Annotated in this window: 11 protein-coding genes; 2 read left to right on the forward strand and 9 right to left on the reverse strand. The window is 74.2% G+C overall.

The genetic code is table 11. The features are described from left to right. Positions 1-35: 35 nt before the first annotated feature. On the reverse strand, positions 36-440 hold the full coding sequence (locus tag BLP29_RS04055) for a YbaB/EbfC family nucleoid-associated protein (protein WP_092799952.1): 405 nt from the start codon (positions 438-440) through the stop codon (positions 36-38). A 207-nt stretch (positions 441-647) separates the two neighbouring features. Here BLP29_RS04055 and BLP29_RS04060 point away from each other — a divergent pair, with 207 nt between their 5' ends. Next, complete coding sequence (locus BLP29_RS04060) at positions 648-1,487, forward strand: hypothetical protein (RefSeq protein ID WP_092799954.1); 840 nt, start codon at positions 648-650, stop codon at positions 1,485-1,487. A 1,964-nt stretch (positions 1,488-3,451) separates the two neighbouring features. On the opposite strand, the gene BLP29_RS04070 is transcribed toward BLP29_RS04060, so the two are convergent. From BLP29_RS04070 to BLP29_RS21975, 8 genes are all read right to left on the reverse strand, one after another. After that, the gene (locus BLP29_RS04070; RefSeq protein ID WP_092799958.1) at positions 3,452-3,835 is read right to left on the reverse strand and encodes a hypothetical protein; all 384 of its coding nucleotides are present in this window, start codon (positions 3,833-3,835) and stop codon (positions 3,452-3,454) included. Beyond that, the gene (locus tag BLP29_RS20920) at positions 3,832-4,698 is read right to left on the reverse strand and encodes a hypothetical protein (RefSeq protein ID WP_092799960.1); all 867 of its coding nucleotides are present in this window, start codon (positions 4,696-4,698) and stop codon (positions 3,832-3,834) included. Before BLP29_RS20920 ends, BLP29_RS04070 begins: the two co-directional genes overlap by 4 nt. A 9-nt stretch (positions 4,699-4,707) precedes the next feature. Next, complete coding sequence (locus BLP29_RS04080) at positions 4,708-5,049, reverse strand: hypothetical protein (RefSeq protein ID WP_133379013.1); 342 nt, start codon at positions 5,047-5,049, stop codon at positions 4,708-4,710. Between the two features lie 22 nt (positions 5,050-5,071). Continuing rightward, the gene (locus tag BLP29_RS04085; RefSeq protein ID WP_133379015.1) at positions 5,072-6,193 is read right to left on the reverse strand and encodes a hypothetical protein; all 1,122 of its coding nucleotides are present in this window, start codon (positions 6,191-6,193) and stop codon (positions 5,072-5,074) included. Between the two features lie 66 nt (positions 6,194-6,259). Further along, positions 6,260-7,534 carry an NrfD/PsrC family molybdoenzyme membrane anchor subunit gene (gene nrfD, locus BLP29_RS04090; RefSeq protein ID WP_243469677.1) on the reverse strand — a complete coding sequence of 425 codons (1,275 nt, stop codon included), beginning with the start codon at positions 7,532-7,534 and terminating at the stop codon, positions 6,260-6,262. Beyond that, complete coding sequence (locus tag BLP29_RS04095; protein WP_092799966.1) at positions 7,531-8,622, reverse strand: 4Fe-4S dicluster domain-containing protein; 1,092 nt, start codon at positions 8,620-8,622, stop codon at positions 7,531-7,533. Before BLP29_RS04095 ends, nrfD begins: the two co-directional genes overlap by 4 nt. Continuing rightward, entirely contained in the window at positions 8,619-11,324 is a 2,706-nt protein-coding gene (gene fdh, locus BLP29_RS04100; protein ID WP_092799968.1) for a formate dehydrogenase, read from the reverse strand. The genes BLP29_RS04095 and fdh overlap by 4 nt, the downstream gene beginning before the upstream one ends. A gap of 12 nt (positions 11,325-11,336) precedes the next feature. Continuing rightward, positions 11,337-11,897, reverse strand: a complete 561-nt coding sequence (locus BLP29_RS21975) for a dehydrogenase (RefSeq protein WP_092800810.1) — start codon at positions 11,895-11,897, stop codon at positions 11,337-11,339. A gap of 216 nt (positions 11,898-12,113) precedes the next feature. Here BLP29_RS21975 and BLP29_RS04110 point away from each other — a divergent pair, with 216 nt between their 5' ends. Next, entirely contained in the window at positions 12,114-13,352 is a 1,239-nt protein-coding gene (locus BLP29_RS04110) for a hypothetical protein (RefSeq protein WP_133379017.1), read from the forward strand. The last annotated feature ends 63 nt before the right edge of the window (positions 13,353-13,415 follow it).

A 13,415-nucleotide genomic window follows, 5' to 3' on the forward strand; every position in this document is an offset into this window, starting at 1 on the left:
GGGTGCTCCATCACCTGCTCCGGCGGACCACGGCGTCAGCGGCGGCCGCGGAGCTGGTCGTCGACGATCGAGGCGACCTGCTCGTCGTCGCCGTTCAGCATCGCCCGCACCTGCTCGCCGTCGGCGACCTCGGACATGATCTCGACGACGCGGTCCTCCGCCGTCCACACGGCGTGCTCGATGGTCTCGGTGATGAGGTCGGCCAGCGCCCGGGCGTCCTGGTTGCGGTAGATGCGCGGGTCCAGGTCGAGCCGGACGACGCGGCCCTGCGGGCCGACCGTCACCGACACGAGGCCGTCGGGCGAGGTCTCCGTCGCCTGCACCGCACGGGCGCGGCGTGCGAGCTCGGGCCCCTGCTCGACCAGCTTGCCGAGCTTGACCTGCAGCTGCTCGGAGTAGGCGCGGAAGCCGTCGAGCTCACTGCGGTCGGGCGCGGTCACGGCACTGCTCCTCTCAGGAGGGCTGAGGTCGGTGGGGCGCCACCGTAACCGGTGCTGCCCGGGTCCGGATCCCCGTCACCGGGTGGACATGCCGCCTGAGCTGCGCGTACGTAGTTGTCCACAGGCACCGGTCCGCAGCTTGGGGATGTCGTCCGGGCCCCCTAGGCTCGGCGAACCCGAGGCACCAGCAGCGAAGGAGGAGGACGCATGACGGACGGCACGCGGGTCGACGCCGACGCACTCCTGGAGTTCTCCCACCGCCTCTTCGAGCGGTCGAACGCTTTCGGGCAGTCCTCCGCGACGGCGCGCATGACCACGTCCGGGGCGAACCTCGGCGGCAGCGGCATGGTGGAGTCCCGGTCCGCAGCGTCGAGCTACGCCGACTCCCAGTTCATCACCGGGCAGTTCCTGGACGACGTCCGCGACGGCCTCCTCGCTCTGAGCTACGTCTCCGCGACCGTCGCCGAGCGGTACCGGTACTCCGACGCCGACCAGGCCGACCAGATGGCCACGGTCGGTGCCGCCTTCGCACCTCCTCCGGGCCAGGCCAGCATCTCGTCGCGGCGCGCCGAGGAGCGAGCTGCGCAGACCACGGCGTCCGCAGCGAACGCCGAGCAGCAGCGGTACCTGAACCAGCTCGACGCCGGTTCCGCGGGTCGACCAGCCGACCACGAGGAACAGCGCTTCCTCAACCAGGCCGATGCCGGGCGTCGTCCCGAGCCCGGATCCCGGCACGACCAGTACTCACGGGCAACCGACGAGGTCGCCGCGCACTTCGAGAGCATCGGGCAGTCCGGCCAGGCGGCCGAGGGCCGTTACGACCCCAGGGCCGGGTACGCCGAGGCCGAGCGGGCCGCGGATCGGCTGTCCGACCAGTTCAACACCCCCTTCGTCGTCCGGGTCGACGAGCACGGCAACAGCGAGGCGGTGTCGGTGGTCCCGTTGGACCCCGATGCCGAGCCGGATCCGGTTCTGGAGCAGACGGCCGAGGAGTCGCACGCCCAGCAGGCGGCGGACCTCGACCGTGCACTCGGGGCGAACGGCTGACATGCCCACAGCACGCACGGACGGCGAGAGCGGTGCTCGTCCAGAGGTCGAGGGCCAGGATTTCCGGCTGTTGAAGATCACCGAGATCTACCCGCTCGTCATGCTCGAGGACACCGAGGGCATGCGTGACGCCGCAGTGGCCTGGCAGAACCTGGGCGCTTCGCTGGACGCCGAGGCCAGGGCTCTGCGCGGATCCCTGACCGGCCTCGCGGCGTCGTGGCAGTCCGACGCCGCCACCGTGTTCGCCGAACGGGGGGAAGCCGCCGCTGCCTCGGTGGACCGGTGGTCCGACGTAGCCGCGAACCGTGCGAGCGAGCTGTACGACCTCGCAGTGGTCGTCGCCAGCAAGAAGCTGCGCATGCAGTGGATCTGGGACGACTTCACCCAGGCGGCCGACGCCATCACGGCGCGTGCGGACGCCTCCTCCGGCTTCAGCGCCGACCCGGAGGGGGACGCGCTCACCGACGTGGTCTCTGGCCTCGTGATCGATGCAAGCCTCGAGGACAACGTGGAGGAGCACACCCGACGAACCCTCGACGAGGTGGTGAACCCACTCGCGAACCGGTTCGCCGAGGCGGCAGTCTCGTTGTCCGAACGGGGGCCCATCTACCGCGGGCCCACCGACGCCGCCGTCCCGGCCGACAGGGCACTGCAGGCGATGGTGACCGGGCACTGGTCACCATCCATGCCTTCCATGCCTTCCATGCCCTCCATGCCCGGTGATCCCGGGGCATCCGTCGCCTTCCCCCGACCAGGTGCCCCGTCCGCGCCCGACCTACCGACGGCTCCCTCCGCGGCGGTCGCCGCAGTCCCTCTGGTGCCCACTTCCCCGGTACCGACGCCGGCACCGGTTCGGGGTGCCGTGCGCGGGCCATCACCTGCGCCTGCGGGCCCCCGCCTTCCCGCCGGCACCACCTTGTCGTCGCTGGTCGCCGCTGGCTGGGCCGGAGCGCCTGCCCTCGCCGGTCGGCGCGCCCCCGCGATGCCGACGGTGCCCGGAGCCCCCGGGTCCCCCAGCGCGGTGGGCTCGCGCTCCCCCGGCTCGGCCCCGATCCAGCGTGCGCCTGGCATGCCGGGCGCGACCCCACCTGGTCTCCCTGGTCGGGCCGCGTTGCCGGCCGCGAGTGCGTCGCCCCCGGTCGGGGCCCCCGGCGCTCCGCAGCCGCCCGGCGCTCCCGGCCTGCGGCCCGGAGCCACCCCGCCACCGCCTCCTCGTCTGCCGGGCCGATCGACCACGTCCGCGCCGTCCTCGCCGACCGCGCCGCCGCCTCCGCCGGCCCTGCCCGGGTCCACCCGCCCGCGCGCCGGCGGGCCCGCTCTGCCCGGCACCCGACCTCCTGGTGGCCCATCCGGCACGAACCGGTCAGCTGCGCCTACGACCCCACACGTCCTCGGTCGCCCCGGTCCTGCCGACGCAGCACCACCCTCGCCCCCGCCCCCACCCGCCCGCGGCCAGCCCCGGCGGCAGAGCAGACATCGCCAGGACCCCCCGCGGCCGAGCAGCCCGGCGCGGCCCGGCGCCCACCACGGAGCCGACGTCGACCCGTCGGTCCCGATGGCCCTGCGATCAGCCCGCACGACCGGCACCGTCGCGCTCCCCGGCTCGGTCACCACCCCGCCCGCTCCCGCCGATCCGCGCCTGAGCCGTCAGGCCCCGGCGGCCCTCGGGACTCCGAACGCATCGGGTCCCCTGGGCGGCAGGACCAACCGTGCACCTGGCGAGCACCGGTCCGGCGGGCACGCTCGGCCGGTTGCTGCGGAGTCGCCCGCCCGAGGAGGTCGACCACCGATCGGTGGATCCCGGGAGCGGGGTGCTCGACGCACCGCCCCGGACACCGCCCACGAGCTGGGCGGGCGCACCGCTGCCGAGGCGACCGCGCCCACCCCGGCGGAGGTCCGCGCTGCCGACCGCGCACGACGTCGCGCCGAGTGGGAGGACGCACGCCGACACCACGCAGCCGCGGTCAGCCCGTGACGCCCCGCTCCTCCACCTCGAGCTGCTCGACCTCACCGCGGGGCACCCAGCGCCGCCGCACCCCGACGTCCACCCGCTCGAACCCCAGCTCGCCGGCCGCCGCCGCGTCACCACCGGCGTCCTGCAGCAGGTAGCCGTCGGGGCGCTCGCCGACCACCACGCACGCGACCCCGCGCCAGCGCGCGACCGTGCGGCGGTGCAGCACCGCCTCGCACTCGGCGACCGGCACGGTGCGCACCCACGGCCCGTCCTCGGTCAGCAGCTCGAATCCCTCCCGCACCGCGGGGACCGACAGCCACACCCACCAGCCGTCGACCCGCAGCTCGGGCGCGGCAGCCAGCTCCTCGCCCCGCCACCGCGCCACCCAGCTCACGACGCCGCCCCCGTGGTGACCAGCTGCCAGACCTCGCGCACGGCGTCCCAGCGGGCCCGCTCCTGCTCCCGTCCGCGCACGTCGACCTCCACCACGGCGGCGCCGTGCGGCAGCGCGACGTCGTCCACGCGGTGCTCGCGCACCGGCACCGCGCCCGCCGCCAGCCCCGTCCCCCGGAACGGCGGGGGCTCGACCAGCCAGCCACCCACCGCGTCGCGCTGCTCGGCGTCGCGGCCACCGCGGGCCACCCGGTACAGCTCGGCGGCGAACACCGGCCAGCGCAGCACGTGCAGCGAGCCGTCGTCCGGGATGAGGTCGCGCTCCTCGTCGGCCCGGCCCAGCGCACGCAGCAGCACCGTGGGCGCCCCGATGTGGGCGAGGTCGTCGCACCGGTGCACGACCCCGCTCACCCGGCCTCGGCCACCGGAGAGCAGCGGACCCAGCCGGTCGAGCGGTACCAGCTGCTGCACCCACACCGCGTGCCCGGGGTCGGCAGCCAGCTCGTCGACGAGGTCGGGGACCACCAGGCGCACCAGCGCACCGGGCTCCACCAGCAGCGGGTGCTCGGTGCCGGCGCCCACGGCCAGCCCCCAGCGCAGGTCGGGCCAGCCGTGCACCAGGTCGACGAACGAGCTGCGCCACCAGGGCGCCGCCGGGTCGGGCAGCAGGTCGGGCGCGGTCCACGCCGTCACCCAGGTGCGGCCGTCGTGCTGGGTCACCGGCCAGGTCGGCGGGTCGTCCGGCGGCAACGGCAGGGCCAGGTCGGCGCCCCGCAGCAGGGCCAACCGGGTCGCGTCGTCGCCGGCCCGCGCCGCGGCCGCCCAGACCGCCGCGAACTGCGAGGGGTCGAACGGCTCACCCACGGGCAGCGGTCACAGCGAGTCGAGGGTGCCCTGCGTGGACGCCAGGGAGGAGGCCTGCTCGCCGTCGGAGGCCAGCGACGCCTGAACGGCGGTCTCCACCTGCTGGCCGACCTCCTCGAACTGTCCGGCCAACGAGGACACCGCCCCGCGCGACGGCTCGGCCCCCTCGAGGTAGGTCGTCCCGAACTCCCGCCCGCTGGAGTCGCCACCCCACGGCTGCGCCCCCTCGGCGGCCTCGATCGCGCCGGAGCACTGCATCACGGTCTGCCGCAGCTGGGCCGCCGACGCCTGCCAGGCCTGCAACGCGGCGGCAGCAGCGTCGGGGTCGATCCGCACCGAGTCGTAGGACATGGTTCCTCCCAGGTCGCGCCGGTCATGCTCCCACGGGCGGCACGGCACCGGCCCGGCGTCGCACCTCTGCCTCGAAGCTGGCCAGCCACCCCTGACGACGGGACAGTGCCTGCTCGAGGGTGTCGCGCCGGAACGCCCGGGTGACCTGGTCGACGGGCACGGTGCGGCCGGCGGTGCGCATCCCGGGCACCTTGTCGGCTCCCTCGGGCACCAGCGCCAGCAGCTGCTGGGTCACGCGCACACCCCCGCGCAGAGCCCGCACGCACCAGACGAGCGGCTCGTCGTCGAGGGCCGCAGGGGACACCGGGCGCACCACCAGGCGACCGTCGACCTCGGTGGGGGCCGACTGGCACACCTGGTCGGCCTGTTCGCCCAGCCACCACAGGTCGGAGCCGCCCAGCTCCGGCGTCTCCCCCTCCCGCAGCGCCGCACCCAGCTGCTCGGCCGGTTCACCGCACGCACCACAGGTGTAGCGCACCCGCCACCCCGACCCGTGCCGGTCGTGCACCGGGACCACCTCGGGGGGCTGCGCCGGGTAGGCGTACCCGAAGGCGCCGCAGGTGTGGACGCGGACCCCCGGGAGGCAGGCGGCCTGCTCGGCATCGGCGACCCGCACGCCGCGGCGCAGCTCGACCTGCTGGGGCCAGGCCCGCGCCGCGTCGTTCTGCAGCAGCACCCACGGGAGCCACAGGAAGGCGACCCCCGCCGGCACGAGGGCCATCGTCCACGGCATCTCCTCGCCCTGCGCGACGAGCGCGATGGCCGCCACCCCCACGACCACGAGCCCGATGAGCGACAGGCGGGCGAGGAAGAACCCGTCGTCGTAGGAGCCCAGGTGCACGGTGCGCTTGACCCCGCGCCACCCCAGGCCAGCGAGGGTGAACAGGATGATCCCGAGCAGGCACGAGAACAGCCCCTGCCAGAACCCGGCCGAGAACCCGGGCAGCACGACGGCCACCGAGGCGACGGCCAGCGCGAGCACCGGCACGGTCATCAACACCCCGGCGACCAGCACCGGCAACGGTGCCCGGAGCTGCCCCAGGCCTCGGAGGAAGACGCGGGACGACGGCCCGAGCCCGGCCGGCGGGCGGGCGGCCTGCACCGCCTTGCCGGTCTCGCCGTAGGGCACGCGGTTCGTGGTCACGCCGGGCACCGTGCCACCGTGACTCCGGGGGTCGCAAACGCGTCCACCCGGCCTGTGGACAACCGGTCAGGCGTCCTTCGGCGAGCTGTCGGCGGCGGCGCGGGCGGCGAGGCGTTCGCGCTGCGGGATCACCACGTACTTCGGGTCCTTGGACGACGCCATGCCCGCGTCGAAGACCCCGAAGCGGGTCAGCAGCGAGCCCGCGGCCAGCAGCGCACCGCTGGCGACGGCGCCCCAGCGGCGGCCACCCACCAGCGCGGCGCCGACGGCCCCGGCGGAGGTGCAGGCCCGTGCCGCGCGCAGCAGCTTCCCGGCCCGGCCGATGTGGAAGGGCTCGCTGACGATGCCGTGGTCGTGCTCCACCTTGTGCATCGCGGCCAGCTCGACCGCGGCGCCGACCACCGCGGCCGAGCGCGCCGGCCCGGCCTGGTCCACGGGGGTGAACGCCATGCAGAGCCCGCCACCGGCGGCCAGCGCCGAACCGGTGAACACGAACGGCAGCTGGTTGCCCGGCTCGTGCCAGCTCGGCGTCGCGGTGTTGGCCAGCAGCACCGCGGTGTAGGCCGCCATCGGCCCACCGAAGGCCGCCGCGCCCACGCTCGCCGTCCGGCGCAGGCCCGCCGAGCGCACCAGCCGCGGGAACCAGCCACGCGACCGGCGCACGGCGGGCACTCCGGAGAGCAGGGTGAGGGCAGCCGCTCCCCCGGCCGCCGTGCTGAACGGCGACAGGATGTAGGAGCCCACGCTCAACGGCGAGGTCGGCTTGAACACCCGCAGCATGTGCAGGAACCGCTCGGGCCGACCCAGGTCGTGGATCAGGAAACCGACGCTGGCGATCGCGCCACCACCGGCGACCAGGTGCGCAGCACGGGCGAGGGCGGGGCGGCCGGTGAACTCGGCGCCGGCCCCCAGCACCGCCGACGACCCCGCCGCACCGCCGAGGAACAGGTAGAGCGGTACATCGGGGGTCTTCCACACCGCCGACTTCACGATCTGCCGGCCGTAGTAGCTCTGGAAGTCCGCATCGCCCACGGTCGGGTCGCCGTCGCGGGCACCTCCGCGGCGTCCCCTCCGCTTGCGCTTCTCGCGCCCGGACGCCGAGGGTCCGTCGGCCTTGCGCCAGCCACCACCGGGGGTGGCCACGCCCGAGACGCCGGGCCGGTGGTCGAGCGGGGCGTCGACGTCCTCGCTGGGCACACCGGTGCGCCCCATCTCGGGGGTCCGCGCCTGCGCGACCTCGGGGTCGGGCTGGGCGACCGGGGCCTGCGCCGCCCGGTCGGGTCCGGCGCCCTCGGCCGGCGCGCCGCCGTCGCCGGGCTCGCTCGCGTGCCGGGGGGTCATCGCCGCCGCCCCAGGAAGCCGGAGAGCGCCACGCCGACCAGCATCGCCGCGGCACCCGCGGCGTGCCGCCACATGGAGGGCAGGTCACGGGTGGTGACCACCGGGTCCGGCGGCAGCCCGTAGACCTCCGGCTCGTCGAGCAGCAGGAAGAACGCCCCCGCGCCGCCCACGCCGTCGTCGGTGTCCCGGCCGTAGAGCCGGGCAGTGGTCACACCCTGCTCGGTGAGCGTCGCCAGCCGCGCGTCCGCGCGGGCCTGCAGCTCGTCGAGGTCGCCGAACTGGATCGACTGCGTGGGGCAGGCGGTGGCGCACGCGGGCTGCAGACCGTCGGTGAGCCGGTCGTAGCACATCGTGCACTTGAAGACCCGGCCGTCGTCCTTGCGTTGGTCGATCACGCCGTACGGGCAGGCCGGCACGCAGTAGCCGCAGCCGTTGCAGATGTCGTCCTGCACCACGACGGTGCCGAACTCGGTGCGGAACAGCGCCCCGGTCGGGCAGACGTCGAGGCAACCGGCGTGCGTGCAGTGCTTGCAGACGTCGCTGGACATCAGCCAGCGGATCTCGCGGTCCGCCGACTGCGCCGTCTGCGGGTCGAACGAGGACAGCGCCTGCGCGTTCAGCACGCTGTGCTGGTCGATCGTGACGCCGTCGGCGTTCGCGTGGGACGGCGTCTCGGCCGACCCGCAGGACCCGCCGCACCCACCGGCGGACCCGACCCCCTGGCCGGGCGCAGCCGGGGCCCCGATGGCGGGCATGGGGAGGTCCACCGAGCGCGACTGCTCGACGAACGCCACGTGCCGCCACGAGTTCGCGCCGAGCATGCCGGTGTTGTCGTAGCTCATGCCCGACAGGCCGAGGGCGTCGCGGTTGCCGTCGGCGTCGTCCATCGGGAGCGTGTTCCACTCCTTGCAGGCCACCTCGCAGGCCTTGCACCCGATGCAGACGCTGGTGTCGGTGAAGAACCCGACCCGCGCCGGGTGGTCGGGCTCGTAGCCGGCCTCGCCGGTGACGTCGGGCAGCGGCCCGAACAGCCGGTTCTCCGGGTCGTTGCCGGTGAAGGCCGGGCTGGCGGAGCTGATCTGGCTCACGAGGTGCCCTCCGCGATGTGGTCCGGTGCGCTCTGGGTGGTGTCCGCGCCGGAGTCCTCACCGGTCATGTTCGTCTCCTCGACCGGCGAACGGCCACCGACCGGCACGCGGCCGCTCTTGACGCCGGCCCGCTGCCGGTAGCTCTCGACCAGGTCGACCAGCGCCGGGCCCCGCGGACGGCGACCGGCCTGGATGTCGCAGGTGGCGACCTTCGACTCCTGGATGTGCACGTTGGGGTCCATCACCACGCCGAACAGGTCGTTGCCGCTGTCGCCGGTGGAGATGCCCTGCTCGCCCCAGTGGTACGGGACGCCGATCTGGTGCACGACCCGCCCGCCGCCCACCTTCAGCGGCCGCATGCGCTCGGTGACCAGCACCCGCGCCTCGATCGCCGTGCGGGCGCTGACCAGCGTCGCCCAGCCGCCGTTCTCCAGCCCGCGCTCGTGCGCCAGCTGGGGGCTGACCTCCACGAAGAACTCGGGCTGCAGCTCGGCCAGGTAGGGCAGCGTGCGGCTCATGCCACCGGCCGTGTGGTGCTCGGTCAGCCGGTACGTGGTGAACGCGTACGGGTAGACGTCGCTGGTCGGCGGGTTGCTGCGGTTCCAGGCCGCCTCGATGACCTCACGCCCCGGGTTCGCCTGCTGCCGGTAGAGCAGGTTCGGCATCGGTGACTCGTCGGGCTCGTAGTGCGTCGGCAGCGGCCCGTCGGCCAGGCCCGACGGCGCGTACAGCCAGGCCTTCCCGTCGTTCTGCATGATGAACGCGTCGGCGCCGCTGATGCCGGCCGCGCCCTTCGCCCCGGGCTCGGGACGGTAGGACGGCGGCTTGGTCGCCTCGAAGTCCGGGACGTCGTGACCCGTCCACCTCTGGGCGTCCTCGTCCCACCAGACGTAGGCCTTGCGCTCGCTCCACGGCTTGCCCTCGGGGTCGGCCGAGGCGCGGTTGTAGAGCGTGCGGCGGTTGGCCGGCCACGCCCAGCCCCACTCCGGGGCCACCCAGTTCTGCTCGCGCCCGGGCTTGCGGCGGTCGGACTGGTTGACCTCGTCGGCGTAGACGCCGGTGTAGATCCAGCAGCCGGCCGTCGTCGTCCCGTCGTCCTTGAGCTCGGTGTAGCTCGAGAGCGCCTTGCCGTCCGGGCCCACGCCGTTGATCTCGCGCAGCACCGCCTCGGCCGACGGCTCGACCAACGGGCCGTGCGTCGGGTAGTCCCAGGTCAGCGCCTGCAGACCGCGGTCGCGCGGGTCGGTCGAGTCGCGCAGCCGGTCGCGCAGGATGCGGCCCAGGTGGAAGTAGAACCACAGGTCGCTGCGGGCGTCGTCCGGCGGCTCGATCGCCTGGCGGTGCCACTGCAGCACGCGCTGGGTGTTGGTGAAGGTGCCTTCCTTCTCCGTGTGCGTGGCCGCCGGCATGAAGAAGACCTCGGTGCCGATCTGGTCGGTGACCAGCTCGCCGGTGGCGATCTCGGGCGCGGTCTGCCAGAAGGTGGCCGACTCGATCATCTGCAGGTCGCGGACGACGAGCCAGTCGAGGTTGGCCAGGCCCAGGCGCTGCATCTTGCCGTTGGCGTGCCCGACCGCAGGGTTCTCGCCGACCAGGAAGTAGCCGGGGATCTTGCCCTGGATCATGTCGGCGACCTGGCGGTACGAACCGTGGTCACCGTTGATCTTGGGCAGCAGGTCGTAGCACCAGTCGTTCTCGGCCGTCGCGGCGTCGCCGAACCAGGCCTTGAGCAGGCTGACCATGTAGGCCCGGGTGCCGCCCCAGAACCCGACCATCTCGTCGCCGACCTTGCAGAAGTCGTCGAGGGTGGCGTGCTCCTCGGCGTGCGGCATCGGCAGGTAGCCCGGCAGCAGGTTGTACAGCGTCGGGATGTCGGTGGAGCCCTGGATCGAGGCGTGCCCGCGCAGCGCGAGGATGCCGCCGCCGGGCCGGCCCATGTTGCCCAGCAGCGCCTGCAGGATGCCGGCGGTGCGGATGTACTGCACGCCGACGGTGTGGTGGGTCCAGCCGACCGAGTACACCCAGGCGGTGGTGCGGTCGCGGCCGGAGTTCGCCGTCACCGCGCGGGCGACGTCGAGGAACACCTCGGGCTCGATGCCGCAGATGTCGCCCACCATCTCGGGGGTGTAGCGGGCGAAGTGCCGCTTCATCACCTGGTAGACGCTGCGCGGGTGCTGGAGGGTCGGGTCGGTCACCGGCTGGCCCAGCGAGTCCTTCTGCGGTGCCGGCGGGTCGATCTCGTCGGTGCCGGTGGCGCTCGGCTCGTGGGCGCCCTCGAACTGCCACGACGTCTTGTCGTAGCTCTTCGAGTCCTGGTCCCACCCGGAGAAGAGGCCGTCGAGGTCCTCGGTGTCGACGAAGTCCTCCCCGACCAGCGACGAGGCGTTGGTGTAGGCCAGCACGTAGTCGCGGAAGTCGAGCTCGTTCTCCAGCACGTAGGAGATCAGCCCGCCGAGGAACGCGATGTCGGTGCCCGCGCGCAGCGGCACGTGGGTGTCGGACACCGCCGACGTGCGGGTGAAGCGCGGGTCGATGTGGATGACCTTCGCCCCGCGCGCCTTCGCCTCCATCACCCACTGGAACCCGACCGGATGGCACTCGGCCATGTTCGAGCCCTCGATGACGATGCAGTCGGCGTTGACCAGGTCCTGCTGGAACCCGGTGGCCCCGCCGCGGCCGTACGTGGCACCCAGACCGGGCACCGTGGCGGAGTGCTATATGCGCGCCTGGTTCTCGATCTGGATCGCGCCCATGGCGCTGTACAGCTTCTTCATCAAGTAGTTCTCTTCGTTGTCCAGCGTCGCGCCACCGAGGCTGGCCAGCCCCATGGTGCGGTTGACTCGCTGGTCACCGTCGACGTCCTGCCAGCCCTTCTCCCGCGCGGCCAGCACGCGGTCGGCGATCATCTCCATCGCCTCGTCGAGGGCGAGGTCCTCCCACTCGGTGCCGTACGGACGCCGGTACTTCACGGTCGTCACACGGGTCGGCGAGGTGACCAGCTGCTTGCTGGCGCTGCCCTTGGGGCACAGCCGGCCGCGGCTGATCGGCGAGTCGGGGTCGCCCTCGATCTGCACGATCTGCTCGTCCTTGACGAACACCCGCTGGCCGCATCCCACGGCGCAGTAGGGGCAGATCGACTTCACGACCCGGTCGGCCGTGGCGGTGCGCGAGGTGATGCCCTCGGTCTTCCTGCTCCGCGCGGCCTGGCCCCGGCCCAAGGGGTCGGAGCCGGTCAGCTGGCGGAACACCGGCCACTGGTCGAGCCACGTCTTCACCAGCGTCACTGTGCCACCCGGAACCGCATCGTGCGCGGGGGCGGGGCGGACGGGTCCGCCCGTCCCACCGGCCGCACGACCCCCATGTGCCGCACGTCCCTGCGACACGCCGCCGACGCACTGTCGTCATGTCGCTTCGGAGTGTCACCATTCCCGCCGATCGGGTGCCGCACGGAGCACCGGGACGGGTGGAGGACTGCCAAGGTGGACGAGCACGTGATCGCACCGCGCCGCCCCCTGCCACCCGTCCCGGGCGTCGGCCCCGCAGCGGCCCCGCCGGTGGACGAGACCAGCTGGTACGACCCCCACGACCTGCTCGTCGACTCCGGCATCCACACCGGCGGCACCGCGGCCGAGGCCGCCCGCGACCTGGTCGCCGAGTCCGGACGCCTGCTGGTGCTGGACGAGCAGCTCCTGGCCGCGCTCGACGCCGCCGCGAAGGCCGCCGAGGCCCGCCGGGCCCTGACCGCCGGCGCCGTCACGGCCGCGCCGGGCGGGCTGGCCGACCTCTTCGCCCCGCCCGCGGTCGGTGGCCCCTCGACCGCGGTGGCCCCGGTCCCCGCCCTCCCGCCGCTGCCCCTGCCGGTCCTCTCCACCCGCGCCGACCTGCTCCCCGTCGACGCCTTCCCGGCCCTCCAGGCCGCCGATGCCCAGGACGAGGGCGTCGACGCCCGTGACGACGACGACCTGGACGACGAGGGCCCCGACGAGGGCCACGACGTCGAGGCAGCCGAGCTCGAGGTGCACGCCGAGCCGGCCGCCCCCGCCGTGCCCGAGCTCGACGTCGCCGCCGAGTTCGCCCGGCACGACGACCTGGTCGAGACCGGCCGGCACGCAGCGCTGGACGACGCACCGGCCGGTACCGCCCTCGCCCTGACCGACACCGGCCGGCACCACCTGGCCGTCCGCGGCGACGACGAGCGCGACGGGTGGGCCGACGACGTCCCCGCCCTCGGCACGCTGACCCACCGCACCCTCGTCACCCGGGGTTCCGGCCGGCGCTGGATCCCGGTGGGCGTCGGTGCCGGAGTGCTGTCCATCGTCGCCGCAGTGCTGCTGACCAGCGGGTTCGCCTCGAACGGTCCGGCGACCGACACCGACGAGGCGGCGCGCACCGGCGCCAGCACGACCGAGGCCGCCGTGCCCAGTGCGACCACGACCACGCCGCCCCCGCCGGCGATGAACACCCTCGACCTCTCCGGGCCGGTCGTCGTCGACGACTCCGACCGACCCGCGGACGACGACGCCGACCGCCCCGCCCCCACGAGCGCTGCCGGCCGCACCACCACCCCCGCCCCCGCCCCGGTCCAGCCGCAGGTCGCCGCGCCCCCGGCGGCCGACACCCCGGTGGTCGTGGAGACGCCTGCCGCCACGGCGAGCACGGCCACGTTGACCGCCGAGACCGCGCCCCCGCCCGTCGAACCGGTCACCCCGGAGACCACGCCCTCGAACTGAACCGGTCCCCCCACCGCGCGCACCCGCCCGTGCGCGATGTGTGAACGCGAACATCTCTCGGCG

This window comes from Klenkia marina (assembly GCF_900101025.1).
GTDB classification, from domain to species: Bacteria; Actinomycetota; Actinomycetes; order Mycobacteriales; family Geodermatophilaceae; genus Klenkia; species Klenkia marina.

Bases quoted from the DNA above. Each gene is read 5' to 3' on its own strand.
- BLP29_RS04060 (WP_092799954.1), top strand. From the start codon at position 648: ATGACGGACGGCACGCGGGTCGACGCCGACGCACTCCTGGAGTTCTCC.
- BLP29_RS04080 (WP_133379013.1), bottom strand. From the start codon at position 5,049: ATGTCCTACGACTCGGTGCGGATCGACCCCGACGCTGCTGCCGCCGCG.
- nrfD (WP_243469677.1), bottom strand. From the start codon at position 7,534: ATGACCCCCCGGCACGCGAGCGAGCCCGGCGACGGCGGCGCGCCGGCC.